Source organism: Micromonospora sp. NPDC050200 (genome assembly GCF_040656135.1).
Taxonomy (GTDB): Bacteria; Actinomycetota; Actinomycetes; order Mycobacteriales; family Micromonosporaceae; genus Micromonospora.
In genome coordinates this window covers 1-1,139 of the sequence record NZ_JBFALG010000179.1, presented here as the reverse complement: position 1 = coordinate 1,139, position 1,139 = coordinate 1, and the positions used below count along the sequence as shown (strand labels likewise).

The window sequence follows — 1,139 nt, the reverse complement described above, 5'->3', positions numbered from 1 at the left end:
CTAGTGTCCTGCGCCTGAAATCCGTTTTCTAAATGTAGACTGCGGTGGTGGCAGGTCGTGGACGGCCGAAGGCCGAGTTGGTACTCAGTGATGCTGAGCGGGAGACGTTGCAGAGCTGGGCGCGGCGGGCGAAGTCGGCGCAGGCGTTGGCCCTGCGGTGTCGGATCGTGCTGGCATGCGCCGACGGCCTGTCCAATCAGGATGTCGCTGCTCAGCTGGGGGTCAGCCGATCGACTGTGGGCAAGTGGCGTACCCGGTTCGTGGCACGCCGCCTGGATGGGCTGATGGATGAGGACCGGCCAGGCCGACCGGCGTCGATCAGTCTGGACCGGGTGGAAGACGTGGTCGTGGCCACCCTTGAACAGACGCCCCGTAACGCCACGCACTGGTCGCGGGCGTCGATGGCCGCACGGTCGGGACTGTCGAAGTCGACGATCGGACGGATCTGGCGCGACTTCGGGCTCAAGCCCCACCGAACCGACACGTTCAAGCTGTCGACGGACCCGCTGTTCGTGGAGAAGGTTGTCGACGTGGTCGGGCTTTACCACAACCCGCCTGAGCGGGCCGTGGTGCTCTGCGTCGATGAGAAGTCCCAGGTGCAGGCCCTGGATCGGTCGCAACCGGTGCTACCGATGATGCCGGGCATGCCTGAGCGGCGCACCCACGACTATGTGCGCCACGGCATCACCAGCTTGTTCGCCGCGTTCAACATCGCCGACGGCACCGTGATCAGCCAACTGCACCGTCAACATCGCGCCATCGAGTTCAAGAAGTTCCTGATCACCATCGACAAGTCGGTGCCTGCCGACCTGGACGTCCACGTGATCTGTGACAACTACGGCACGCACAAGACCCCGGCGGTCAAGACCTGGCTGGCGCGCCATCCACGCTTCCACATGCACTTCACCCCGACCGGAAGCTCGTGGATCAACCAGGTGGAACGCTGGTTCGGCTTCCTGACCGACCAGATGATCCGCCGCGGCGTACACAAAAGCGTTGCCGCGCTTGAGAAAGACATCCGAGCCTGGATCAAGGACTGGAACGACAACCCGAAACCGTTCGTGTGGACCAAGACCGCCGAGGAGATCCTCGACTCCCTCGCCAGATATTGCAAACGAATTTCAGGCGCACCACACTAG

Annotated in this window: 1 protein-coding gene; it reads left to right on the top strand. The window is 63.2% G+C overall.

The window, feature by feature from the left end; all coding sequences use genetic code 11:
* Nucleotides 1–47 precede the first annotated feature (47 nt).
* A complete protein-coding gene (locus AB0I41_RS35240; protein ID WP_357115840.1) occupies nucleotides 48–1,139 on the top strand; it encodes an IS630 family transposase in 1,092 nt (363 codons plus the stop codon).